The following is a 24578-nucleotide window of genomic DNA, read 5'->3' as shown; positions in this document are numbered from 1 at the left end:
ACCTGAAAAACTCTCAATTGTCGCCTGGCCCTTTGTCCTTACAAGCTGTGCTAGGATGACTCGTTGGTTTTTGCGGCAGTTGAGCAATGGGCTGGATGGCAATGGAAGGGGTTACAGTGACGAATCGAGTAGAACAACTGCGCCGCCAGTTAGCGCAGCGCATTTTGGTGTTGGACGGCGGCATGGGCACCATGATCCAGAGCTACCGTCTGGATGAGCGCGATTTCCGCGGTGAGCGTTTCGCCGACTGGCGCAGCGATCTGAAAGGCAATAACGATCTGCTGGTGCTGACCAAGCCGGAAGTGATCACCGCCATTCATTACGCCTATCTCGAGGCGGGCGCCGATATCCTTGAGACCAATACCTTCAACTCCACCTCCATCGCCATGGCCGACTACCATATGGAGTCGCTGTCCGCCGAGATTAACTATCAGGCCGCCTGCCTGGCGCGCGCCTGCGCCGACGAATGGACGGCGCGCACGCCGGAAAAACCGCGCTACGTCGCCGGGGTGTTGGGGCCGACCAACCGCACCGCGTCCATCTCGCCGAACGTCAACGATCCGGCGTTCCGCAACATCTCGTTCGATGAACTGGTGGCGGCTTACCGCGAATCGACCCGCGCGCTGGTGGAAGGCGGCGTCGATCTGATCATGATCGAAACCATCTTCGACACCCTGAACGCCAAGGCCGCCGCTTTTGCGGTGGAAACCGAATTCGAAGCGCTGGGGGTGGAACTGCCGATCATGATTTCCGGCACCATCACCGACGCTTCCGGCCGCACCCTGTCCGGCCAGACCACCGAAGCGTTTTACAATTCGCTGCGCCACGTCAAGCCGCTGACCTTCGGCCTGAACTGCGCCCTGGGGCCGGATGAGCTGCGTCAGTACGTTGCCGAGCTGGCGCGCATCTCGGAGACCTACGTCACCGCACACCCGAACGCCGGTTTGCCGAACGCCTTCGGCGAGTACGATCTGGATGCGGCCGAGATGGCGCGCCAGGTCGGGGAGTGGGCGCAGGCCGGCTTCCTCAATATTATCGGCGGCTGCTGCGGCACCACGCCGGAACATATCGCCGCGATGGCCAAGGCGGTCGAGGGCGTGCCGCCGCGCCGGCTGCCGGATATCCCGGTCGCCTGCCGCCTGGCCGGTCTGGAACCGTTGACCATCGACGGCAACACCCTGTTCGTCAACGTCGGCGAGCGCACCAACGTCACCGGCTCGGCGCGTTTCAAACGCTTGATCAAAGAAGAGAAATACAACGAGGCGCTCGACGTGGCGCGCCAGCAGGTCGAGAGCGGCGCGCAGATCATCGACATCAACATGGACGAGGGGATGCTCGACGCCGAAGCGGCGATGGTGCGCTTCCTCAACCTGATCGCCGGCGAGCCGGATATCGCCCGGGTGCCGATCATGATCGACTCCTCCAAGTGGTCCGTTATCGAGAAAGGCCTGAAGTGCATTCAGGGCAAGGGTATCGTCAACTCGATCTCGATGAAGGAGGGCGAAGAGGCCTTTATCCACCACGCCAGGCTGGTGCGCCGCTATGGCGCCGCGGTGGTGGTGATGGCGTTCGACGAAGTGGGCCAGGCGGACACCCGCGAGCGCAAGTTCGAGATCTGTCGCCGCGCCTATAAAATTTTGACCGAACGCGTCGGTTTCCCGCCGGAAGACATCATTTTCGACCCGAACATCTTCGCCGTCGCCACCGGCATCGACGAGCACAACAACTACGCCGTCGACTTTATCGAAGCCTGCGCCGACATCAAAACCCACCTGCCGCACGCGATGATCTCCGGCGGGGTGTCCAACGTGTCGTTCTCGTTCCGCGGCAACGATCCGGTGCGTGAAGCGATCCACGCGGTATTCCTGTATCACGCCATTCGCAACGGCATGGACATGGGCATCGTCAACGCTGGGCAGCTGGCGATTTACGACGATCTGCCTGGCGAGCTGCGCGAGGCGGTAGAAGACGTGATCCTCAACCGTCGCGAGGACGGCACCGAACGCCTGCTGGAGCTGGCGGAAAAGTACCGCGGCAACAAAGACGGCGAAGCGGCGGTGCAACAGGCGGAATGGCGCGGCTGGCCGGTGGAGAAGCGGCTGGAATACTCGCTGGTGAAGGGCATCACCGAGTTTATCGAACTGGACACCGAAGAAGCGCGGCAGCAGGCCGAACGCCCGATCGAAGTGATCGAAGGGCCGCTGATGGCCGGGATGAACGTGGTCGGCGATCTGTTCGGTGAGGGCAAGATGTTCCTGCCGCAGGTGGTGAAATCCGCCCGCGTGATGAAGCAGGCGGTGGCCTACCTGGAACCGTACATCGAGGCCAGCAAGCAGCAAGGCACCTCCGCGGGCAAAATCCTGTTGGCGACGGTGAAAGGCGACGTGCACGACATCGGCAAGAACATCGTCGGCGTGGTGCTGCAGTGCAACAACTATGAAATCGTCGATCTTGGCGTGATGGTGCCGACGGAGAAAATCCTGCGCACCGCGCGCGAGGAGAATGTCGACATCATCGGCCTGTCGGGGCTGATCACGCCGTCGCTCGACGAGATGGTCAACGTGGCCAAAGAGATGGAGCGCCAGGGCTTTACGCTGCCGCTGCTGATCGGCGGCGCCACCACCTCCAAGGCGCACACCGCGGTGAAAATCGAGCAGAACTACAGCGGCCCGACCACCTACGTGCAAAACGCCTCGCGCACCGTGGGCGTGGTGTCGGCGCTGCTGTCCGCCACCCAGCGCGACGAGTTCGTGGCGCGCACCCGCAAAGAGTATGAAACGGTGCGCATTCAACACGCGCGCAAAAAGCCGCGCACGCCGCCGGTCGATTTGCACAAGGCGCGCGCCAACGCGATGGCGCTGAACTGGGCCGACTATCAGCCGCCGGCGCCGCGGCAGCTTGGCGTGTTTCCGGTGTCGGCCGGCATCGAGACGCTGCGCCACTATATCGACTGGACGCCGTTCTTCATGACCTGGTCGCTGGCGGGCAAATACCCGCGCATCCTCGAGGATGAGGTGGTGGGGGAAGAGGCCAAGCGCCTGTTCCATGACGCCAATCAGATGCTGGATCGGTTGGCCGCCGAGCGTAGCCTCAACCCGCGCGGCGTTTACGGCCTGTTCCCGGCCAACCGCGTCGGCGACGACGTGGAGGTATACCGCGACGAACGGCGTGACGAGGTGCTGGCGGTGAGCCGCCACTTGCGGCAACAGACGGAAAAAACCGACTTCCCGAACTACTGCCTGGCGGACTTTGTGGCGCCGAAAAGCAGCGGCAAAGCCGACTACTTCGGCGCCTTCGCGGTGACCGGCGGGCTGGAGGAAGACGCGCTGGCGGCGGCGTACGACGCGCAGCACGACGATTACAACAAAATCATGGTCAAGGCGCTGGCGGATCGTTTGGCGGAGGCTTTTGCCGAATACCTGCACGAACAGGTGCGCAAGCTGCACTGGGGCTATGCCGCCGACGAGAGCCTGAGCAACGAGGAGCTGATCCGGGAAAACTATCAGGGCATCCGGCCGGCGCCGGGCTACCCGGCCTGCCCGGAGCACACCGAAAAAGCGACCATCTGGCAGCTGTTGGACGTCAACCGCCACACCGGTATGGAACTGACGGAGTCCTTCGCCATGTGGCCGGGGGCGGCGGTATCCGGCTGGTACTTCAGTCACCCCGAGAGCAAGTACTTCGCGGTGGCGCAGATCCAGCGCGATCAGGTGGAAGACTACGCGGCGCGTAAAGGGATGAGCGTGAGCGAGGTCGAGCGCTGGCTGGCGCCAAACCTCGGCTACGACGCCGACTGACTTTCCTCTTTAAGGGCGCAGCGATGCGCCCTTGTCATTTACAGCGCTTCCACATCGATGTGCAGCGCGTCGTACCGCCAATACTCCAGGTCACAATCGATCACCCTGTCGTGCTGATCGCGATTCACCCGCGTAATGAACAGCGCCGGGCTGCCGTAGGTCACCTTCAGCATGGCGGCGGCCTGCTGCGGCAGCAGGGTGGGCAGCATGTCGAAACGCACCCGGCCGTAGTGAATGCCGTAGCGCGCGGCGTACAGCGCGGTCAGCGACTGGGTCAGATCTTCGTCCAGAATGCCGGGGAAATAGGCCGGATTGAGGTAGTGCTCGCAGTACAGCACCGCGCGTCCGTCGATGTAGCGCAGCCGGCGAATGCGATAGGCCTGCGCGCCGGGAGGCAGCGCCAGGCGGCCGGCCAGCGGCGCGTCGAGCGTGACGACCGCGCTGTCGATCGCTTCGGTATGCGCGGCGCGCCCCTGCTGCTGCGCCATGGCGTGAAAATGGCTGCGCTGCAGCGGGTTGTAGATCAAACGTGGCGGCGAGATGAACCAGCCGCGCCGCACCTGGCGGTAGATGACGCCCTGCGCCTCCAACTGGCCGAGCGCCTCCTGCAAGGTAATGCGGGTGGTGGCGAATTGCTCGCTCAGGGCGCGTTCGGAGGGCAGCTTGCCGCCTACGGCGAACTCGCCGGCGGTGATGCGGGCGCTCAGCGTTTGGCAGATGGTGGCGACGGTCGTCGGTGCTTCACTCATACAGCGGGTGTCCCGTTTCAGTGCGTTTGGCCTTCCTTAAGGTAGACCAGCGTCGCGTTTTCGCCGTTGCAATGGGTGATAAAACTGTCGCTTTTTTAAGCTGACATATAATTATCACATTCGTCCGTTAGATTGGTTTGGTCCTTGCTGGACTAGTCCAGCCATCCCCACACTACCACCTGGAGCATCAGTTATGAAACGTTTGTGCGCTTCTGTGTTAACCAGTGCCATCGTGTTATCCAGCCAGATGAGCTGGGCCGCGGATACCGATTTGGCGGCGCTGGAGCAGGCCGCGAAGAAAGAAGGCGAAGTCAACAGCGTCGGCATGCCGGACAGCTGGGCCAACTGGAAAGGCACCTGGCAAGATCTGTTGAGCAAGTACGGCCTGAAACATGTCGATACCGACATGAGCTCCGCGCAGGAGATCGCCAAATTTGATGCGGAAAAGAACAACGCCACGGCGGACATCGGTGACGTCGGCGCGGCCTTTGGCCCGGTGGCGGTGCAGAAGGGTGTAACGCAGCCGTACAAACCGTCTACCTGGGATCAGGTGCCGGAGTGGGCGAAAGACAAAGACGGCCACTGGGCGCTGGCTTACACCGGCACCATCGCCTTCATCATCAACAAGCAGCAGGTGAAAGACATCCCGCACAGCTGGGCCGATCTGCTCAAGGGCAGCTATCAGGTCACCATCGGCGACGTCGGTACCGCGTCGCAGGCGGCCAGCGGCGTGCTGGCGGCCACCTACGCCATGGGCGGCAACGAGAAAAACCTCAAGCCGGGCCTGGAATTCTTCGGCAAGCTGGCCAAGGCCGGCCGCCTGAGCCTGAGTAACCCGGTGATCGCATCACTGGAGAAAGGGGAAGTGCAGGTTGGCGTGGTGTGGGACTTCAACGGCCTGAACTACCGCGATCAGATCGACAAAACCCGTTTTGAAGTGCTGATCCCGTCGGACGGCTCGATCACCTCCGGCTACACCACCATCATCAATAAATACGCCAAGCACCCGAACGCCGCCAAGCTGGCGCGCGAATACATCTTCTCCGACGCCGGCCAGATCAACCTGGCGCGCGGCTATGCCCGCCCGATCCGCGCCGAACATCTGACGCTGCCGGACGACGTCAAGGCCAAGCTGCTGCCGGCCGAGCAGTACAAGAATGCGCACCCGATCGCCGATCCGGCGGCCTGGGAACAGAGCGCCAAAGCGCTGCCGCGCCTGTGGCAGGAAAACGTCATTATGTTTATGCAGCAGTGAGTTAACGCACCATGAAAACGATCCTCGTGCTGCTGGACGGCCTCAACTACCGGGTGGCGCACGACGCCATGGGGTATCTGCAGGCCGAATGTGCGGCGGGACGCGGGCGGTTGTACCTGCTGGAGAGCGAGTTGCCCTCGCTCTCCCGGCCGCTGTATGAATGCATCCTCACCGGCGTCACGCCGGTGGAGAGCGGCGTGGTGCACAACCACGTCTCGCGCCTTTCTCATCAACAAAGCGTGTTTCATTACGCGCGCGCCGCCGGGCTGAGCACCGCCGCCGCCGCGTACCATTGGTTCAGCGAATTGTATAACCGCACGCCGTTCGATGCCGCGCGCGACCGCCATACCGACGCCCCCGAGCTGCCGATCCAGCACGGGCATTTTTATTACGACGACGGCTATCCCGACAGCCATCTGTTCGACGACGCCGAAAGTCTGCGCCAGCGTCATCAGCCGGATTTTCTGCTGATCCACCCGATGAACATCGACGACGCCGGGCACCGCTTCGGCCTCTCTTCGCCGCAGTACCGCAACGCGGCGCGCCGCGCCGACGGCTCGCTGTCGCGCTACCTGCCCGAGTGGCTGGCGGCCGGTTATCAGGTGCTGGTTACCGCCGACCACGGCATGAACGACGATCGCAGCCACGGCGGGGTGTTGCCGGAAGAGCGCCAGGTGCCGCTGTTCGTGTTCGGCGCGGGCTTCAGCCTGGACGACGCCGATCCGCAGCAAACCGAGCTGTGCGGCACGATCTGCGATCTGTTGCAGGCGCCGCACGACAAGCCGCGCTGTCGGGCGCTGCTGGCGCAGGATGCGCGATGAACAGCAAAACCAAATGGATCGCCGCGCTGTGCCTGCTGCCGTTTATCGTGCTGTTCGGCGCGTTTCAGATCGCCCCGCTGGTGTGGATCGCGGTTCACAGCTTTTTCAGCGAGAGCAGCGGCTGGGGATGGGGCAACTATGTCGATATCCTCACGTCGCCGTTCTACCTGCAGGCCTTTCAGTTCTCGCTGGAGATCTCGCTGTGGTCGAGCGTCTACGGCTTGCTGATTGCATTAGTGGGCAGTTACTCACTTCGCCAGCTCGGCCAGACCCGCTTTCATGACTTCGTGATGTCGTTCACCAACATGACCAGCAACTTCGCCGGGGTGCCGCTGGCGTTCGCCTTCGTCATTCTGTTGGGGTTGAACGGCTGCCTGACGCTGCTGCTGCGCAAATACGGTTTGATGGAGAGCTTCAACCTCTATTCCAAGAGCGGCCTGATCGTGCTGTATACCTACTTCCAGATCCCGTTGGGCGTGCTGTTGCTGTATCCGGCGTTCGATGCGCTGCGCGCCGATTGGCGCGAGTCGGCGGCGCTGCTCGGCGCCGGCCCCTGGCGCTACTGGCGGCATATCGGCCTGCCGGTGTTGGCGCCGGCGCTGATGGGCACCTTCGTCATCCTGCTGGCCAACGCGCTGGGCGCCTACGCCACGGTGTACGCGCTGACCACCGGCAACTTCAACGTGATCCCGATCCGCATCTCAGCGCTGGTGGCGGGGGACATCTCCCTCGATCCGAACCTGGCCAGCGCGCTGGCGATACTGCTGGTGGCGATGATGGCGTTTATCACGGTGATCCACCAATGGATGCTGCGCAGGAGTTACCTCAATGCGCGCTCATAATCGGATGGAGAATGCTCATGTCGCGTGTTGAACGCCTGTACCACCGCACGGTGACCGGCCTGCTGCTGTTGATTCTGCTGCTGCCGCTGGCGGCGACGCTGGTTTACGCGCTGGCTACCCAGTGGGGCGCCACCATTTTGCCGGACGGTTTTACCCTGAAGTGGCTGACGGCGCTGTGGAGCGATTCGCGCTTTTTGCTGGCGCTGTGGCACTCGCTGTTGATCTGCTTTGGCACGTTGCTGCTGTCAGTGGTGGTGATCCTGCCGGCGATGTTTGTGATCGCTTACTACTTCCCCAAGCTGGACGCGGTGATGAACGTGCTGATCCTGCTGCCGTTCGCCGTGCCGCCGGTGGTGTCGGCGGTGGGGCTGATGCAGCTGTTCGCCGCCGATCCGCTGCCGCTGCTCGGCACCCCCTGGATTTTGGTGGGCTGCTATTTCACCATCGCGCTGCCGTTTATCTACCGCGCCATCAGCAACAACATGCAGGCGATCAACCTGCGCGATCTGATGGACGCCGCGCACCTGCTCGGCGCCAGCACCTGGCAGGCGGCGCTGTGGGTGGTGCTGCCGAACCTGCGCAAGGGCGGAACGATCGCCGTGCTGCTGTCGTTTTCGTTCCTGATCGGCGAGTTCGTGTTCGCCAACCTGCTGGTAGGCAGCCAGTATGAAACGCTGCAGGTCTATCTGTTCAATATGCGCAACGGCAGCGGGCACTTTACCAGCGCACTGGTCATCTCCTATTTCGCCGTGGTGCTGCTCGTCACCTGGCTGGCGAACCTGCTGAATAAAAACAAGGGCTAACCCGATGGCTTATCTCAACGTCACCCGCCTGAACAAACACTATGGCCAGACCCAGGTGTTTCAGGATATCGATTTCACCGCCGAAGAGGGGGAGTTCGTCACCCTGCTGGGGCCTAGCGGCTGCGGCAAATCGACGCTGCTGCGCTGTCTGGCCGGCCTGACCCCGGTCGACAGCGGGCAAATTTTGCTGCAGGGCCAGGATCTGGTGCCGCTGGCGCCGCAAAAGCGCGGCATCGGCATGGTGTTTCAAAGTTATGCGCTGTTTCCCAATATGACGGTGGAAGGCAACGTGGCCTTCGGCCTGAAAATGCAGAAGCTGGCGGCCGGACAGATCGGCCAGCGGGTGCAGGAGGCGCTGGCGCTGGTGGAGCTGACCGATCTGGCGAAGCGCTATCCGCATCAGCTGTCGGGCGGCCAGTGTCAGCGCGTAGCGTTGGCGCGATCGCTGGTCACTCGCCCGCGTCTGCTGCTGCTCGACGAACCGCTGTCGGCGCTGGATGCGCGTATTCGCAAACACCTGCGCGAGCAGATCCGGCGCATTCAGCGCGAGCTGAACCTGACGGCGATCTTCGTCACCCACGATCAGGAAGAGGCGCTGACCCTGTCGGATCGCATCGTGCTGATGAACAAGGGGCAGATCGTGCAGAGCGGCGATGCGGAAACCCTGTATACCCAGCCGGCGGATGCCTTCGCCGCCGGGTTTATCGGCAACTACAACCTGCTGAGCGCCGAACAGGCCGGCCGCTTGACCGGGCGCAGCTATGTCGGCAAGGTGGCGATCCGCCCCGAATCGATCGGCCTGTTGCCGGCCGGACAGGGGATCGGCGGGGTGATCCTGGGTCACAGTTTGCTCGGGAATGTGGTACGGTATCGGATTCAGGTTTGCGAGGTAGAATTGCTGGTTGACGTGCTCAACCGTTCGGTGGCCGACCTGCGGCCCGACGGCGCGGAAATTGGGCTACACTTGGAACCTGTTGTATTGCGGGAAGTTGCATGACTTCGCAGCGCGGCGCCGGGGCCTTCCCGCCGCCGCATTAACCCTTCTCTTCTGCGGTCTGCCGCCCGCCCGCTGTCCTGCCAGACCCACGCCCGGCAGGCGGGACCGCGCGCTGTATCCGTCATCCTTTGGCTCGCCTCTCTGCGTCGCGTGACAAGCATCGGGTATCAGCCTCCTTTGGCCGGGCGTTAATGGAGCGTATCTTCCGTGCTGACCCTTCTTCACCTGCTTTCGTCCGTGGCGCTGTTGGTGTGGGGCACCCACATCGTGCGCACCGGGATCATGCGGGTTTACGGCGCCAATCTGCGGCGCGTGTTGAGCGACAGCGTTGAGAAAAAACCGCTGGCGTTCGTTTCCGGCATCGGCGTGACCGCGCTGGTGCAAAGCAGCAACGCCACCGCGCTGCTGGTGACCTCTTTCGTCGCGCAGGGGCTGGTGGGGCTGGCGCCTGCGCTGGTGATCATGCTGGGCGCCGACGTCGGCACCGCGCTGATGGCGCGCGTGCTGACCTTCGATCTTTCCTGGCTGTCGCCGCTGCTGATCCTGGTCGGCGTCTTCCTGTTCCTCAGCCGCAAGCAAATGCGGATCGGCCAGATCGGACGCGTCCTGATCGGCCTTGGGCTGATCGTGCTGGCGCTGGAGCTGATCGTCGCCGCCGCCACGCCGATCACCCAGGCGGCCGGGGTGAAAGTGCTGTTCTCGTCGCTGACCGGCGACGTGATGCTGGATGCCCTGACCGGCGCGCTGTTCGCTATCGTCAGCTATTCCAGCCTGGCGGCGGTACTGCTGACCGCCACTCTGACCGCATCCGGCGTGATTTCGCTGAAGGTGGCGCTCTGTCTGGTGATCGGCGCCAACCTCGGCAGCGGCCTGCTGGCGATGATCAACGCCAGCGGCCAGAACGCCGCGGGGCGGCGCGTGGCGCTCGGCAGCCTGCTGTTCAAGCTGGTGGGCTGCATACTGGTGCTGCCGTTCGTCTCCTATCTGGCGGATTTGATGGCTCAACTGCCGGGCGGCAGCGAAGAGCTGGTGATCTATTTCCACGTGTTCTACAACCTGATCCGCTGCCTGGTGATGATCCCGCTGGCCGGGCCGATGGCGACGCTGTGCGAACGGCTGATCGTCGACGAAGCGGCCGACGATCCGCGCATGCGGCCGCGCCATCTGGACGCCAGCGCGCTGGACACGCCGACGCTGGCGTTGGCCAACGCGGCGCGCGAAACGCTGCGCATGGGCGACGTGGTGGAACACATGATGATCCTGCAACGTGAGGTGCTGCACGGTAAGCAGGGGGTCGATAAAGAGGTGCGGCGCCTCGACGATGACGTCGACGTGCTGTACACCGCCATCAAGCTGTATCTGGCGCAGATCCAGAAGGAAGATCTGGGCGAGGAAGACTCGCGCCGCTGGGCGGAGATCATCGAAATGGCGCTCAACCTGGAACAGGCGGGCGACATCATCGAGCGCATGGCCGGCGACGTGGGCGCCAAGTCGCACGCCGCGCGCCGCGCCTTCTCGGCGGAAGGGTTGGCGGAGCTGGACGGGCTGCACGAACGGCTGATCGGCAATCTGCGCCTGGGGCTGTCGGTGTTCCTGTCCGGCGACGTCACCAGCGCCAAGCGCCTGCGCCGTTCCAAGCACCGTTTCCGCATTCTGGATCGCCGCTACGCGCACGCGCACGTCGATCGTTTGCACCAGCAAAACGTGCAGAGCATCGAGACCAGTTCGTTGCATTTGGGATTGTTGGGGGACATGAAGCGCCTGAACTCGCTGTTCTGCGCCGTGGCTTACAACGTGTTGGATCAGGATGCTAAGGACGACGATCGCGACTGGGAAGACACCCCGAGCACGCTGTAAAAAAACGCCCCCGGTTTTAACCGGGGGCGTTGCGTTGGGGCACGTTATTTGCCGCTGAACACCCCGGCTTTGGCGTCCGCTTGCTGAGTTGAAGCATGGCCGCTGGCGAACGGCACGTTGCCGTCGACGCTTTGCTTCGCCGCGCCGCCTAGCAGCCCGCCGATCGTGGCGGCCGCATCGACGCGGCCGCCGCCCTGATAGCGCTGGCCGCTGACGTCCTGCTGGCTGACCTTGCCGCCGCCCAGTTCCACCTTGCCCTGCTGGCTGCGGATCTCGCCGCCGGTCAGTTGGGTTTGGCCGCCGACCTGCAGCGCCACGCCGTTCTTGCCGGTAATCGCCGACTGCTCGCCAACCGCGTTGTTGTTCACCACGTCGGCATTGACCTTGAGGTGCCCCTGGCGACCGGCCGGCCCGGTGATGCTGTCTTTCACCGCGCCGCCGACGGTGCGTGCGCCGCGATCCCACAGCGGGCCTTGCGGTTTTTCACCGGCCGGCGTTGCCGGCAGCGTGACTTTGCCGTCGGCCTTGCTGAAGCTGACCGCGCCGGTGGTGTCGTGCTGCGGATCGAGGCGACGCGCCACGCTGTTGTACTTGTCGGTGGTGGCGTCGGCCACTTTGTTCACTCCGGCCTCCAGTTTCTCTTTCACCTTACCGGCGTAACGCGGCGTGCCGACCTTCGACAGCTTGGAGGTGATGCTGCTGCCCGGATCGTTGCTGTGGCTCAGGCCGGCATCCACATCGACCTTCACACCGTTCTCAACGTCTTTGCGGCTTTCAACGTGCAGATTGCCGCCCACCTTGCCTTGTACGCTGTCGGCATCGACGCGCGCCCCGGCGAGACGGGTGTCTTTGCCGCTGTTGATCGCCACGTCGCCCGCGGTGATGCCGGTGTTGGCGTGGATGGTTTTATCCTGCTGTTCCACGCCGACCTTCAGACCGGCGCCCAGCGTGTGGGTATCTTTGCCAGTGTTCGGGTCGACCTTGCCGCCGGCGTCCTTGTTGAAGGTTTGGCCGCCTTTGGCGTTGGCTTTGATGCCCAGGCTCCAGTTGTCCTTATGCTGCTCGTTTTTGGCGGACTCCAGCAGGATGCCGCCGTTTTTCGCCTCGAGCGCGGCGCTGCCGCCGCTGACTTTGGCGCCCTGCAGATGCAGCGCGTCATCGCCTTTGCCGTTGGCGGACAGGGTGACCTTGCCGTCTGAGGCGATAGTGGCGCCCTGACGCTCGGTCGTGGACTCATTCACCTTGGCGATGTCGAAGGCGCCGCCGGCGGAGAGGTTGCCGCCGGTTTTTTCCTTGCTGTCGCTGCTGCCGGCGCCCAGATCGATATTGCCGGACAGCTTGCTTTCCTTACGCGTTTGGGTCGATTCCGCCGCCTGCAGTGCGACCTTGTTACCCGCGCTCAGGCTGACGTCGCCCTGGCTCTTGACGTTGGTGCCCTGCAGCGTCAGATCGCGGCCCGCCTTCAGCTCAACGCCCTGTTGGCCACTGACGTTGCCGACCTGCGCGGTGCTGCTGCTGCTTTCGCCGTTGTGGGTGCCGCCGCCGAACCCGGCGCCGAAGTTTTTACTGTCGGCGGTGAAACCGCCCTTGGCGGAGGCTTTGACGTTAAAGCCGCTGTGGCTTTCGCTCTGCTTGTCGCTGGCCTGATCAAGGCGGATATCGCCGCCGGCGTTGACGGCGGTTTTACCGCTGCCGCCGTTTAGCGCGGTACCCTGATAGACCGCGTCTTTTTTCACGTTGACGTTGATGCCGTTGGCCGCGTCGATCGAGCCGGTCACCGCCTGGCTGGCGCTGCTGTTGCTGCGCTGGGTGCCGCCTTCGCCCTTGGCGTCCACGGTCAGATCGCTGCCGGTGGAGGTGTAGACGCGTACGCCGGCGCTGCCGCGGGTATCGCGGTTCTGCTCTTCCTGGCTATTTGTCGCGGCTTCGCTGCGGTGGCTGTCCGCCGTCAGCGTGACCGCGCCTTTGCTCGCCTGATATTGCGTGCCCTGATCGCGCACTTCGCCTTTGGCGTTGATGCCGATGCTGCCGGCTTTCACCGAGCTGACCACCGCCTGCGAGCTGCTGCTGCGTTTTTCGCTGCTGCCGCCCTGTGCGCCGATATCCAGGCCGACGTTAGGCGCGCCGATGCCGCCGATGTCGTTGATGACGCCGGTGGCGTCCAGCTTGGCCGCCTTGCCGACCGCGCGTTCGACCGGACGGGTCACGGCGCTGTAATCGACGTTGGCGCCGATGTTCACGCCGACGTCGGTTTTGGTGGTGGTGCTGCTGGTGGTGTCGGCAGCGGCCAGGTGATCGACGTCCGCGGCGTTTTCTTGATAGGCGCCGCCGACGCTGTGCTGTGCGCCTTGCTGGGTCAGCTTGTCACGGGCGTTGACAGTCAGGTTGCCTTTGACGTCGCTGCCGGAGGTGACTGCCTTGCTGCTCTGCGCCTGCGTTTTGCTGTTCTCGTAACCGGCCTCTACGCCGCTGCCGAGCTTGTCGATGCCGCCGGTGTAGTAGAAACCGCCGCCGACCTTGGTCTGCTCGGTGTTCGAGGTGGTTTTGTCGTCGGCCGCCAGGAACGAAACCTTATTGCCGCTGACGCTGGCGTCGCCTTTGTCGGCGACCAATTTGGAGCCGCTGAAGGTCACGTCCTTATCCGCTTCGAGCTTCACGCTGCCGCCGCTGAGGGTGGCGCCACGATTCTCGGTGCGGGTAGTTTTCTCGCTGTCGCGGGTGTGTTCGATGCGTACACCGGCGCGGTATTGCTTGTCGCCGGCTTCTTTGGCGTAGCCGTTGACGGTAAGCGCGGTCTTCTGCTCGTCGATGTTCTGCTGCTGCTCGGCGGCCTTGACGTTGATGTTGCCGGTCTGTGAGGTGACGTTCAGTTCGCCGCCGCTGGCGACCTGGCTGCCGATCACGTCGGTATCCTTACGGCTGACCAGCTTCAGGTTGGTGTCGGACTTCAGTTCGCTGGCGGTACTGCTCTGGTAGCTGTTGTCTGCCTTGTGCGAGCTGCTGGTGATGTTGAACACGGTGCCGGTGCGCGCGTCGATTTTGTCCACGGTGGTGCTCAGCGCGTTGTCGATGCGCAGGCCGCCGTGGGTGGCGGTGACTTCGCCACCTTTCTGGCCGCGCGCCTTGCTGCCGGTGATGGTGACGCCCTGCTGGCCGTTCAGGCGCAGGGTGCCGCCGCTGGTCAGTTCGGAAGCGTGGCTGACTTCGCGGCGGTTGCTGTTGTTCTTGTTGTCGCCGCCGCCGATGCCGCCCCAGGAGGTTTTGTCATCGCGCACCGCTTTGGCGTTGGCGGTTTTCTGCACCCCGATCTGGATTTGGTTATCTGCGTCGATCGTCAGATCGCGCTGGGCATGGACCTTGGCGCCCTGAGTAGAGACATTGCGACCGGCTTTCAACGTCAGTTCGCCCTGGCTACGCAGTTCGCTGGCCTTCAGGCTTTCGCTTTCGTCGCTGCTGCTCCAGCTGCCGGTGCGCAGGCTGGAAGTGTGATTGCGCTGATAGCCGCGTTCGGTGGACTTATCCTTCTCCACCAGCCCGGCGAGGTGCACGTCGCGCGCCGCCTTGACGCTCAGCGCCCGATCGGCGCTGACGTTGGCGCCCAACAGGTTCACGTCTTCCCGGGTACTGACGAGTTTGGCGCTGCCGCTGGCGGCGACGGTGCTGCCTGCCTGCTGCTGCTGCTCGCGCTCACGGGTGACGTCGTATTGCCAGGAGTAGAACCAGCGGTCGTCGGTGTGGCCCTGGGTCTGTTTCAGTTGCTGGCCGTCGAGCGTCAGCTTGCCGCCCTGCAGCGTGATGTCTTCGCCGCGAATATCGGTGGCGGTGAGGTGCGCGTGGTTATCCGCCACCAGGCTGATGTTCTTGCCTTTCAGCTCGGTGCGGGTCAGCTTCTGGCTGCTGCTGCGGTCGTTGACGTAGATGCCGCCGCGGTAGTTCTGGTAGTTGTCGCCGCCGTTGCGGTTGCTGCTGGCGTCGTCAACGCGGCTTTCGCTGCGAATATCGTAGGCCTTCACCTTGAGATCGTCGCGGGCGGCCAGCGTGCCCGCCAGCTTCACGCCGCTGCCTTGCGCGGTGTTGATGATGTTGATGCGCCCGGCCTGCATGCTGCCGAGGTAGTAGCTGTCCAGCGCGGTGGTCGGCTGCACGCTGGCCAGCACCTTGCCGTCGCGCGCCACGCGGTTATGGCCGCTGATGGCGTTGATCGCTGCCGGGGTTACGCTGCCGTTGCGGTGGGTGAAGTCTTGTACGATCACGTCACCGCGGCTGTCTATCTTCGGTGCGATCAGATCCAGCACGCCGCCGGCGTTCAGGGTACCGTTGAGGCTCAGGGTATTGCGGTTATCCAGGGTGCTGTAGCCCTGCAGCAGGCCGTTCTCCACCAGCGGATTGCCGACCACCAGCGAGGAGCGGCTGGTATTGATGAACCCGCAGCCCTGGCAGCTGATGCCGTTCGGGTTGGCCAGCACGTAGTCGGCCGCCATGCCGAAGATCTCTTGCTGGCCGTGCAGCAGAGAAGGGTTACGGCCGATCACTTCGTTGAGGATGACGCTGGCTTCGCGCCCGCCCAGATTGGGGTTGGCGCCCAGTTGGCCGGCCAGCTGCGACAGTCCCGCCTCGCGGGAGTTGTTCAGCACCGCGCCGGGCTGGTTGACGTTGAAGTCCTGATACTGGTTGTGCGACAGCCCGTTACCGTTCGGCGCGACGATGTCGACCACCTGCGCGCCGGTGGCGGCGGTGGAAACGCCGGGGCCGTTGGCGCCGTTGGCCGCGACGATCTCACCGGCGTAGGCGCCGGCGGAAGCGGCGAGAATTATCGCCAGCGCGGCGGCCAGTTTGCCTGCCGCCGAAAGTCTGAAGTTATTATTTTTCATCCATGTATCTCCGTATATTGCCGTGGGGTCCTGCAAAACTGCTGATTAAAAGGTGTAAGAAAAGCGCGCCAGCACCTGAACGGGATCTTCAGGCGTGGCGTGGTTCGACAAAATCCAGCCGCGGCTGACCTCCAGATCGACCAGCGCCTGCCGGTAGCGTAACGTGGCGCCGCTGCTCACCCCGGCGCTGCTGCGCCAGCCCGAGTTGTCCTGACGCGGCAGAATGCGGCCGACGTCGGCGCCAAGGCGCGGCGTCAGCGTGGCGGCGCCTAAATTGAAGCTGCGCGACAGCGTGTTCTGCAGATACCAGCCGTTGTCGCCGGACTGGGTGCTGCGGCTGAAGCCGCGCACGGCGCTGCGATCGGTAAGGCTAAGCCACTCCACGCCGGGCAGCGGGTCGCGGCTGTATTGGCCGTAGAACAGGTTGTTGAGCTGATAGGTGGCGTCACCCAGCTTGAGGCGCTGGCTCAGGTTGGCGAACAGCTTGCCCTTGGTGAATTGACTGTCGAGGTGCACCGAACTCGGGTGGCGATCGGCGCCCAGCCAGGGCAGGCCCTGCTCGACGCTGAGGTTGGCGCTGAATACCCCATGGGGCAGAATTTGCAGGTGGCTGGCGCTCAGCTCGGCCAGGGTCAGCGTTGGGCTGCTGACCTCAAGACGCACGCTTTCGAAGTAGTTGTCGATGCGCTTGTAGGTCAACTGGCCGCTCAGGCTGTCTATCTGATCGTGGTCGCGATAAAACACGTAGTCGCTGCGCAGCCCGTACTGTTGAGTCTGACCGTGCAGTTTGACCACGTTGTGCGGCAGCTGCTGGTGGTTCTCATAGGACGAGAAGCTGGCGAACCCGCTGAAGGTGAACGCGCCGTACGGCAGCGAATAGAGCAGGGTGTAGGCGCGATTGTAGCGGTGAGCCGGGTTTTCCAAGGTGCTGTTGGCGTTCAGGCTGACGAAGTCCGACAGGCCGAACGGGCTGTCCAGCGTGGCGGTGGCGCGCGCCAGCCACTGGCCGGTGCTTTTCTGGCCGTAATTATCCGTGCCGGCGGTAATCAGCCAGGGCTTGGCGTGCTGATTGCGCAAACGAATGACCGAACCGCCAACCTGGCGGCCGGGTAATATATCCAGCTTGGTGGTATTCGATTGCAAACGATTGGCCTGATCCAATCCTTGATCGAGTTCGGTTAATTTCAGCGGCTTGCCTTCCAACCCAGGAAATAATAATCGGCTGTTGACCCAGCGATCGCCGCCTTCTATTTTCTCGATAAATCCTTCGGTCACGCTCAGCCCCAATTCCCCCTGCGAATTAGGGCGAACAATTTGCACGCGCGCGGTGATATAGCCTTTTTGCACATAAAGGCGCGTTAATTCGCGGGTCAGGCGATTGATATCGTTGCTGCTGATGCAGTTTTCCGGCAGCGCGCTCAGGGCCGACAAATCGGCCGGCGAGAGCAGGGTAATGCCTTGCAGGTAAACGCCGGCGATCGGCAGGCACTGCGCGGATTGCGGCAGGGCGGGCGCGGCCGGTTCCGGCTCCGCCAGCAGGCGCTGTTGCTTCAGTTGCTGATAGCGGCGCTGTTCAATCAGCTGGTTGACTTCACGCGTGCTGTCTTGCAGCGCGCGGCGTGATTCCCCCATCGACATATCCCGCATCATGTGGGCATCCGGCAGGGTTTCAGCGGAAAGGGCCGTGCTGACCAGCAGCATCAAGGCGGTGATTTTTTTTATCATTGTAATCCATTATGAGAGGCTGCCGGGGCAGCCAGCCCAATCCATGAGGTTAACCACGGGCGACCGACGGCCGGCCCGAAATAATGAGCGACATGCACATTGCGAGGTATCTCGATTTGCCGCAGCAAATAAGACGGTGGGTATAGATCTAAATAATAATTAGGCTGCTTCTTTTTTGGCGGGCAACCCTGGTGACTTAATTAATTAAAAAAAGTGGAGCATCTCTCCCCCTTGCCAACATTATCGGCATGGATAGGAAGAATCTGAATTTTTATTTTTCACGGATGATAGAGGATGGGGGGAATTATGACAATCCGACCAGTGGGAAATACGAAATTTCGCAGAGAAGAACGGGGACGCAATTGTTTGCGTCCCCGCAGGCGGTTTATTTTTTCTTGATGGGGCGTCCAGACCAATAACCCGCCAGCAGCGAGCCGGAGAGATTGTGCCAAACCGAGAACAGCGCGCCCGGCAGCGCGGCCAGCGGCGAGAAGTAGATTTTGCCCAGCGTGGCCGCCAGCCCGGAGTTCTGCATGCCGACTTCAATCGCCAGCGTGCGGCAGGTGGATTCGTCGAAGCCGAACAGCTTGCCGCCCCAGTAGCCGCTCAACAGACCGATGCCGTTGTGCAGGATCACCGCGACGATCACCACCAGGCCGACCGAGGCGATGTGGCTTTGGCTGCCCGCCACCACCGCGCTGATGATCGCCAGGATGCACACCATCGACAGCGCCGGCAGCAGCGGCTCAATGCGCTTCACCGCTTTGGTCAGGGTATGGTGGACGATCAGGCCCAGGCCGATCGGGATCACCACGATCTGCAGGATGCTGAGCAGCATGCCCATGATATCGACGCTGATTTCGGCATCGACGTACAGGCGGGTCAACAGCGGCGTGGCGAACACCCCCACCAGCGTCGAAACTGCCGAGATGGTCACCGACAGCGCCACGTCTCCCTTGGCCAGGTAGATCATCACGTTGGACGCGGTGCCGCTGGCCACGCTGCCCACCAGCACCATGCCGGCGGACAGATCCGGCGGCATGCGGAACAGCATCGCCAGGATCCAGGCCGCCAGCGGCATGATCAGATAATGCAGGAAGATGCCTGCCGCCACCGGGCCGGGGCGCGCCAGCACGCGTTTGAAGTCGTCGAGCCGCAGCGTAACGCCCATGGCGAACATGATCAGCATCAGCAGCGGGCTGACGTAGGGGCCGATGCCGGTAAAGGTGCTCGGCGTGTAATAGGCGGCGACGGACAGCAGTATCGCCCAGAGGGGGAATAAGCGCGTGAGTATTGCCAGCATGCAGGTTTTCCTTAGCCAGATTGAGAACGGTGGGGGTGGTTGTGTTTTTTGCGGGTTCAACAAGCTGAACCCCTGCCGGTTTTGAACGGATTTTTTAGACGCAGGGGCGCAGCATGCTGCGCCCGCAATCAGGGATAATGACTTATTCGAACAGGTTGTGGTGCAGGGTGCGCACCACCTGCTCGGCTTCTTCGCCCGGCACCAGGAAGCACAGGTTATAGCTGCTGGCGCCGTAGCAGATCAGGCGGATGTTGAACGGATCGAGCACGCCGAACACCTCTTTGCCCACGCCGCAGGCCCGCGACAGCTGGTTGCCGATGATCGCCACCAGCGCCAGGTTTTCTTCCACTTCCACCCGGCACAGCGACGACAGCTCGGTCAACAGCGAGGTGGTCAGCAGGCTGCCGCCGACGGAGGTGGCGCCGGTGGTGTCCATGGTCAGCGCGATGCTGACTTCCGAGGTGGTGATCAGATCGACGGAGATATTGTGGCGCGCCAGAATGTTGAACACCTCGGCCAGGAAGCCGCGCGCGTGCAGCATGTTCAGGCTGTGCAGCGTCAGCAGCGTTTGCTTGCGGCGCAGCGCCAGCGCGCGGAACAGCGGCGGGTTTTCGGTGGTGTTGCACACCAGCGTGCCGCCGGCCGCCGGATCCTTGCTGGAGCCGACGAACACCGGAATATCGCTGCGCACTGCCGGCAGCAGGGTGGCCGGATGCAGCACTTTGGCGCCGAAGGTGGCCATTTCCGCCGCCTCTTCGAAACCGATTTTATCGATGCGCTTGGCTGCCGGCACCACGCGCGGATCGGTGGTGTAGATGCCCGGCACGTCGGTCCAGATATCCACCCGGCCGACGCCGAGCGCCTCGCCGAGCAGCGCGGCGGTATAGTCGCTGCCGCCGCGGCCGAGCGTGGTGGTGCGGCCTTTCGGTTCGCTGCCGATAAAGCCCTGGGTGACCACCAGCGCCTCTTGCAGACGCGGCTGCAGCTGCGCCTGCGCCAGTTCGCTGAGCGCGGCGCTGTCCGGCACGGCGCGGCCGAAGTGATCGTCGGTGCGCATCACTTTACGCACGTCGAACCATTCGGCCTGCACGTTGCGGGCGCGCAGGATTTCAACGAACAGCAGGGTGGACATCAGCTCCCCATGGCTGACCAGCTCGTCGGTCAACGCCGTCGAGGTGGCCAGCGACGCGGCCTCCGACAGCATGGCGATGTTTTCCAGCAGGCGGTCTATCTCGTCGCGGATCACCGCAGGTGCCGCGAGGCGATCGAGGATGGCGTACTGGATGCGACGAATTTCATCAAGCTGGTAGTTGCGCTTCTCGGCCTCGCAACCTTCGGCCAGGGCGACCAGCAGGTTGGTGACGCCCGCCGAGGCGGACAACACCACCAGGCGGACCTGCGGGTTGGCCAGCACGACGTCGGCGCTGCGGTTCATGGCTTCAAAGTCGGCGACGCTGGTGCCGCCGAACTTGGCTACCACGGTGGAATTCTGGGGTACTGCTTGGTTCATGTAGAAACCTCGTGTCAGGGATGCCCGTTTGGGGGCACTGTAATTCCATAGCCTTGGCACAAGGGGAGAGCGGTAAACAGGGGGCAGGCGTAGAGGTCAGGCTACGATACACCCAGAAGCGCCCCACCTTGTCGATCGCCCTGCGGGCGATCCCCTGGTGACAACCCAGGGGATTCAGCCCCTGTAGTCGATACGATAATGGCCGGCCATTACCCTACCTCGGCGTCGCTCCCCCTCGGGTGCCGTCAACGGAGAAACGGCTCCTCTGACACTCTACCTGGGCGACGCGCCTCTTCTGGCTTGCGCACCGGGTGCGCAAGTAGGCTGTTAGGAATAGCCGGTTATCGTCATTCTGTCAACGTACAGACGGTGAGGGATTTTCATCTTGCACCAGCGCGATAAGCGTACAGGGCATCGCAGGCGTGGAACCGGCGCCAATCGGTTGCAGAGAACCGTCTTCCTTTTGGCTGAATAACGGGATAACGCCCTGATGTTTTTCCAAATACTCCAACCAACCGAAATTTTCGTTCAATTTGGTCGCTTTGATGGTGGCCCCCCTGGCGAGCAGGCTGCTCAGACGGCCGTAGGTGGCTTCCTGATTAAATAAAATTTCGTGCCGGCGGAAACGCGAACTTTCCGCGCTGGCGCCGCGCCCTTTCAACGGCGCCCCCGAACGAATGGCGAACACGTGATCCTCGCCGAAGAGGTGGCCGAAGTGATAGACGGCCAGCGCGTTTTGGTGACGATTGGGCGACAGCGCCAGCACCTGGGCGATATTGCTCAGATCGAGATAGTTCTCGGCGTGTTCGGAGTAGGCGTGGCCATAGTAGGCCGGAATGCCGTCCATGCGCGCCTGACGGTAGTATTCCCAGCTGCTGTCGGTGACGATCACCGGCACGTTCAGCTTGATCAGCGCCTGCGCCAGCATGCGCGCCACGCTGTTGGCGCCGACGATCAGCACGCCGCGCGGTTTCTGCTGCTGCACCCGCAGCCAGCGCGCCATCATGCCGCTGGTCAGGCTTTGCAACACCACGGTGCCGATGATGATGGCGAACACCACGGTCACCAGCCGGTCGGCGCCCTGATAGCCGCTGCGCTGCAGCGTCAGCGCGAACAGCGAGCTGACCGCCGCGGCGACGATGCCGCGCGGGGCGATCCAGCACAGCAGCAGCCGATCGCGCCAGTGCAGGGAAGAGCGCCAGGTCGACACCGCGATGCACAGCGGCCGGGCGATGAACTGCACCGCCAGCAGCAGCAGCAGCAGCGGCCAGCCCATGTTCCACAGCGCCTGGATGTCGAGCCGCGCCGCCAGAATGATGAACAGCGCCGAGATCAGGATCGCCGACAGCTCCTCTTTGAACGCCAGAATATCGCTGGTATCCACGTCGCGCATGTTGGCCAGCCAGATGCCCATGACCGTGACGGTCAGCAAACCGGATTCGTCGGCGATGGCGTTGGAAACGCCGAAGGCGGTCAGCATGATCGCCAGCACCGCCAGGTTCTGCAGGTAGCGCGGCAGCCAGACGCGGCGCAGCGCCAGGCCGAGCAGGTAGCCGAACAGCGCGCCGGCGATCAGGCCGACGGCGGCGGTCACGCCCAGCGTCCAAAACAGGTGGGTATAGGATTCCGCATTCTGCTTCAGCACGATGAACTCGAACACCAGCAGGGTGAAGATGGCGCCGACCGGATCGATGACGATCCCTTCCCAGCGCAGCACCTGGTTGATATTGGCGTTCGGCCGCACCACGCGCATCAGCGGGGCGATCACCGTCGGCCCGGTCACCACCGTCACCGCGCCGATCAACGCCGCCAGCTCCGGCGGGAAATCCAGCAGCCACCAGCTGGCGAGGCTGATGACCAGAAAGGTGACCAGCATGCCGACGGTGACCAGATTGCGCACCACGCCGCCAAGGCCGCGAATTTCCTCGAAACGCAGCGTCAGCGCCCCTTCGAACAGGATGATCGCCACCGACAGTGACACCAGCGGAAACAGCAGATCGCCAAACAGCAGATCCGGCTGCACCAGATGCACCGTCGGGCCGAGCACGATGCCGAACAGCAGCAGCGGCAAGATGGCCGGCAGGCGCAGCAGCCAGGCCAGCCACTGCGCCAGCAGCGACGCCAGGCCGATAAGCACCAACATGAGTGGGGCGGATAATTCCATAAGCGAGATCCCTTTCAAATGACGAAATAAGCGACGATGACACAGCCTGATGACAATTCGGCAACCCCGATAACAGGCCGTTAGCCAAAAGTATAGAGTGAAAGCTGAAACGAGGCGGCAATGCGTTGACAGTTAGCGCCTATCGCAAGAAAAGCGATCATAATCACAGTCGAACAGGCTACAATCGGACAAACGCGTCATTTTTATTCTCAAGCCTAAGAGTGTTGCTATGAAAAATATCAATCCTAGTCAAACCGCTGCTTGGCAAGCCCTGCAGCAACATTATGCACAGATGAAAGACGTACGGATCGCCGACCTGTTCGCCGAGGACAGCGATCGTTTCTCCAGGTTCTCCGCGACCTTCAACGATCAAATGTTGGTGGACTATTCCAAGAACCGCATCACGCAGGAAACCCTGGAGAAGCTGCAGGCGTTGGCGAAAGAAACCGATCTGCAAGGCGCCATCAAATCGATGTTCGCCGGTGAGAAGATCAACCGCACCGAAGATCGCGCGGTGCTGCACATTGCCCTGCGCAACCGCAGCAACAGCCCGATCCTGGTCGACGGCAAAGACGTGATGCCGGAAGTGAACGCGGTGCTGGCCAAGATCAAACAGTTCTGCGCGCGCGTCATCGGCGGCGAGTGGAAAGGCTACACCGGCAAGCCGATCACCGACGTGGTGAACATCGGCATCGGCGGTTCGGATCTCGGCCCTTACATGGTGACCGAAGCGCTGCGCCCTTATAAAAACCACCTGAACATGCACTTCGTCTCCAACGTTGACGGCACCCACATCGCCGAAACGCTGCAGCCGCTGAACCCGGAAACCACGCTGTTCCTGGTGGCGTCCAAAACCTTCACCACTCAGGAAACCATGACCAACGCCCACAGCGCGCGCGACTGGTTCCTGAGCAGCGCCGTCGATCAACAACACGTGGCCAAGCACTTCGCTGCGTTGTCCACCAACGGCAAAGCGGTGGCCGAGTTCGGCATCGATACCGACAACATGTTCGAATTCTGGGACTGGGTCGGCGGCCGTTACTCGCTGTGGTCGGCGATCGGTCTGTCGATCGCGTTGTCCATCGGTTACGACAACTTCGAGCAGCTGCTGAGCGGCGCGCACGCCATGGATAAGCACTTCGCCGAAACGCCGGCGGAGAAAAACCTGCCGGTGCTGCTGGCGCTGATCGGTATTTGGTACAACAACTTCTTCGGCGCCGAAACCGAAGCCATTCTGCCGTACGATCAGTACATGCACCGTTTTGCCGCTTACTTCCAGCAGGGCAACATGGAATCCAACGGCAAGTACGTCGATCGCAACGGCAATCCGGTGGATTACCAGACCGGCCCGATCATCTGGGGCGAGCCGGGCACCAACGGCCAGCATGCGTTCTACCAGCTGATCCACCAGGGCACCAAGCTGGTGCCGTGCGATTTCATCGCGCCGGCCATCAGCCATAACCCGCTGGGCGATCACCACGCCAAACTGCTGTCCAACTTCTTCGCCCAGACCGAAGCGCTGGCGTTCGGCAAGTCGCTGGAGACGGTGGAAGCCGAGTTCGCGGCGCAGGGTAAAACCCCTGAGCAGGTCAAACACGTGGCGCCGTTCAAAGTGTTTGAAGGCAACCGTCCGACCAACTCGATCCTGCTGCGTGAAATCACCCCGTTCAGCCTGGGCAGCCTGATTGCGTTGTACGAGCACAAGATTTTCACCCAGGGCGCAATCCTGAACATCTTCACCTTCGATCAGTGGGGCGTGGAGTTGGGCAAACAGCTGGCCAACCGCATCCTGCCGGAACTGGCGGGCAACGAGAAAATCAGCAGCCACGACAGCTCGACCAATGCGCTGATCAACCGCTTCAAGGAATGGCGCTAATCGCCTGA

General features: G+C 62.7%; 14 protein-coding genes and 1 riboswitch. Of the genes, 8 read left to right on the top strand and 6 right to left on the bottom strand.

The features are described 5' to 3' along the window. Nucleotides 1–101 precede the first annotated feature (101 nt). Nucleotides 102–3797 carry a methionine synthase gene (gene metH, locus ACP3TA_RS03675; protein ID WP_206196501.1) on the top strand — a complete coding sequence of 1232 codons (3696 nt, stop codon included), beginning with the start codon at nucleotides 102–104 and terminating at the stop codon, nucleotides 3795–3797. A gap of 38 nt (nucleotides 3798–3835) precedes the next feature. Here the strand turns inward: metH and ACP3TA_RS03670 are convergent, their stop codons facing one another. Then, the gene (locus tag ACP3TA_RS03670) at nucleotides 3836–4546 is read right to left on the bottom strand and encodes a UTRA domain-containing protein (RefSeq protein WP_047573483.1); all 711 of its coding nucleotides are present in this window, start codon (nucleotides 4544–4546) and stop codon (nucleotides 3836–3838) included. Between the two features lie 193 nt (nucleotides 4547–4739). Here ACP3TA_RS03670 and ACP3TA_RS03665 point away from each other — a divergent pair, with 193 nt between their 5' ends. The 6 genes from ACP3TA_RS03665 to ACP3TA_RS03640 all read left to right on the top strand — a co-directional run bounded on the left by ACP3TA_RS03665 (nucleotide 4740) and on the right by ACP3TA_RS03640 (nucleotide 11121). Further along, nucleotides 4740–5801, top strand: coding sequence for an ABC transporter substrate-binding protein (locus ACP3TA_RS03665; protein WP_033631954.1), 1062 nt, complete (start codon nucleotides 4740–4742; stop codon nucleotides 5799–5801). 11 nt (nucleotides 5802–5812) lie between these two features. After that, nucleotides 5813–6622, top strand: coding sequence for an alkaline phosphatase family protein (locus ACP3TA_RS03660; RefSeq protein WP_044030312.1), 810 nt, complete (start codon nucleotides 5813–5815; stop codon nucleotides 6620–6622). Beyond that, the gene (locus ACP3TA_RS03655) at nucleotides 6619–7464 is read left to right on the top strand and encodes an ABC transporter permease (RefSeq protein ID WP_089195241.1); all 846 of its coding nucleotides are present in this window, start codon (nucleotides 6619–6621) and stop codon (nucleotides 7462–7464) included. The genes ACP3TA_RS03660 and ACP3TA_RS03655 overlap by 4 nt, the downstream gene beginning before the upstream one ends. A 17-nt stretch (nucleotides 7465–7481) precedes the next feature. Beyond that, nucleotides 7482–8267, top strand: a complete 786-nt coding sequence (locus tag ACP3TA_RS03650) for an ABC transporter permease (RefSeq protein ID WP_033644383.1) — start codon at nucleotides 7482–7484, stop codon at nucleotides 8265–8267. A gap of 4 nt (nucleotides 8268–8271) precedes the next feature. Beyond that, entirely contained in the window at nucleotides 8272–9264 is a 993-nt protein-coding gene (locus ACP3TA_RS03645; protein ID WP_033644384.1) for an ABC transporter ATP-binding protein, read from the top strand. 207 nt (nucleotides 9265–9471) lie between these two features. Beyond that, nucleotides 9472–11121 carry a Na/Pi cotransporter family protein gene (locus ACP3TA_RS03640; protein ID WP_033644385.1) on the top strand — a complete coding sequence of 550 codons (1650 nt, stop codon included), beginning with the start codon at nucleotides 9472–9474 and terminating at the stop codon, nucleotides 11119–11121. 44 nt (nucleotides 11122–11165) lie between these two features. Here the strand turns inward: ACP3TA_RS03640 and ACP3TA_RS03635 are convergent, their stop codons facing one another. From ACP3TA_RS03635 to ACP3TA_RS03615, 5 genes are all read right to left on the bottom strand, one after another. Next, complete coding sequence (locus tag ACP3TA_RS03635; protein WP_206196502.1) at nucleotides 11166–15992, bottom strand: hemagglutinin repeat-containing protein; 4827 nt, start codon at nucleotides 15990–15992, stop codon at nucleotides 11166–11168. A gap of 45 nt (nucleotides 15993–16037) precedes the next feature. After that, on the bottom strand, nucleotides 16038–17717 hold the full coding sequence (locus ACP3TA_RS03630; RefSeq protein ID WP_033644387.1) for a ShlB/FhaC/HecB family hemolysin secretion/activation protein: 1680 nt from the start codon (nucleotides 17715–17717) through the stop codon (nucleotides 16038–16040). Between the two features lie 385 nt (nucleotides 17718–18102). Then, nucleotides 18103–19020, bottom strand: a complete 918-nt coding sequence (panS, locus tag ACP3TA_RS03625) for a ketopantoate/pantoate/pantothenate transporter PanS (RefSeq protein ID WP_046687901.1) — start codon at nucleotides 19018–19020, stop codon at nucleotides 18103–18105. Nucleotides 19021–19162: 142 nt separating this feature from the next. Then, entirely contained in the window at nucleotides 19163–20530 is a 1368-nt protein-coding gene (lysC, locus tag ACP3TA_RS03620) for a lysine-sensitive aspartokinase 3 (RefSeq protein ID WP_033644389.1), read from the bottom strand. 108 nt (nucleotides 20531–20638) lie between these two features. After that, a riboswitch (Lysine riboswitch) is annotated at nucleotides 20639–20833 on the bottom strand. A 52-nt stretch (nucleotides 20834–20885) separates the two neighbouring features. Next, nucleotides 20886–22694 carry a cation:proton antiporter gene (locus ACP3TA_RS03615; protein ID WP_004936687.1) on the bottom strand — a complete coding sequence of 603 codons (1809 nt, stop codon included), beginning with the start codon at nucleotides 22692–22694 and terminating at the stop codon, nucleotides 20886–20888. Between the two features lie 229 nt (nucleotides 22695–22923). Here ACP3TA_RS03615 and pgi point away from each other — a divergent pair, with 229 nt between their 5' ends. Then, nucleotides 22924–24570, top strand: a complete 1647-nt coding sequence (pgi, locus tag ACP3TA_RS03610; protein ID WP_046687900.1) for a glucose-6-phosphate isomerase — start codon at nucleotides 22924–22926, stop codon at nucleotides 24568–24570. Nucleotides 24571–24578: the final 8 nt, after the last annotated feature.

It is taken from the genome of Serratia sp. 2C06, assembly GCF_050037615.1.
GTDB classification, from domain to species: Bacteria; Pseudomonadota; Gammaproteobacteria; order Enterobacterales; family Enterobacteriaceae; genus Serratia; species Serratia ureilytica.
Note: the sequence above shows the minus strand (reverse complement) of the source record. Positions and strands in the feature narration are given on the sequence as shown.